This is a genomic window from Streptomyces sp. NPDC004610 (assembly GCF_040609715.1).
GTDB lineage: Bacteria > Actinomycetota > Actinomycetes > Streptomycetales > Streptomycetaceae > Streptomyces.
In genome coordinates this window covers 1-1,422 of the sequence record NZ_JBEXLA010000095.1, presented here as the reverse complement: position 1 = coordinate 1,422, position 1,422 = coordinate 1, and the positions used below count along the sequence as shown (strand labels likewise).

Below are 1,422 nucleotides of genomic sequence, written 5' to 3'. Positions count from 1 at the left end.
CTAGTGTGATGCGCCGGAAATCCTGAGGATTAGTAAGTACCCTGTTGCCATGTCGCATTCGGGGCCCTCTGCTGTGGCGATCACGTTGTCCGATGCCGAGCGGGCCGAGTTGGTACGCCGGACGGACATGCCGCACCGGCGCTCGGCCGAGAAGGCCCGCATCATCCTGGCGTGTGCTGAGGGGATGTCGAACGCGGCTGTCGGACGGCTCGTCGGGGTCCAGGCCAAGACGGTTGGCAAGTGGCGTCGGGCCTTCGCCCTGGACCGGATGGCCGGCCTTGACGACGCCGGCTGGATCGGCCGGCCGAAGGCCGACCTGATCCTCGACGATGCTGAACACAGGCAGCTGCAGCAGTGGGCGAGGCAGGCCAAGACCGCCCAGTTCCTCGCGTTACGGGCGAAGATCGTGCTGCGTTGCGCGGAGGGCGGGACGAACCAGCAGGCCGCGGCCGACCTCGGTATCGACAGGTCGACCGTGGACCGCTGGCGGGCCCGGTTCATCGCAAAACGCCTCGATGGCCTGCATGACGAGCCGCGCTCGGGCCGGCCGCCTTCGATTCTCCTCGACCAGGTCGAGGAGGTCGTGGTGGCAACTCTGGAGTCGCTCCCGGGCCAGGACACGCACTGGTCACGGGCCTCGATGGCCCGGCGCACCGGCCTGTCGAGGTCGACGATCGGCCGGATCTGGAAGCGGTTCGACCTCAAGCCCCACTTGCAGGACTCTTTCAAGCTGTCCACCGATCCGCAGTTCGTCGCCAAGGTCGTCGACGTCGTCGGCCTGTACCACCACCCGCCCGAGAAGGCGGTCGTGCTCTGCGTGGACGAGAAGAGCCAGATCCAGGCGCTGGACCGGTCCCAGCCAGTGCTGCCGATGATGCCGGGCATGCCCGAGCGCCGCACCCACGACTACCTGAGGCACGGCATCACCAGCCTGTTCGCCGCCTTCAACATCGCCGACGGCACCGTCATATCGGCACTGCACCGCCGCCACCGGGCGATCGAGTTCAAGAAGTTCCTGATTCAGATCGACAAGGCGGTACCCGCCGGGCTCGACGTCCACCTCGTCTGTGACAACTACGCCACCCACAACACCGCCGAGATCAGGACGTGGCTCGGCAAACACCCACGATTCCACGTCCACTTCACCCCCACCGGCTCCTCCTGGATGAATCAGGTGGAGCGATGGTTCGGCCTGCTGACCGACAAACTCATCCGCCGCGGCGTCCACACCTCCGTGAAGGCACTGGAGGACGACATCACAGCGTGGATCGACACCTGGAACGAGAACCCGCGGCCCTTCACCTGGACCAAGTCAGCCGACGAGATCCTCAACTCTCTCGCCGACTACCTCACCAAAGTCGGAACCGCCGGCCAGCAAACAGGCCAGAACTAACCCTCAGGATTTCCGGCGCATCACACTAG

Annotated in this window: 1 protein-coding gene; it reads left to right on the top strand. The window is 65.6% G+C overall.

The window, feature by feature from the left end:
- Positions 1 to 49 precede the first annotated feature (49 nt).
- Entirely contained in the window at positions 50 to 1,393 is a 1,344-nt protein-coding gene (locus tag ABZX40_RS41505; RefSeq protein ID WP_355751423.1) for an IS630 family transposase, read from the top strand.
- The last annotated feature ends 29 nt before the right edge of the window (positions 1,394 to 1,422 follow it).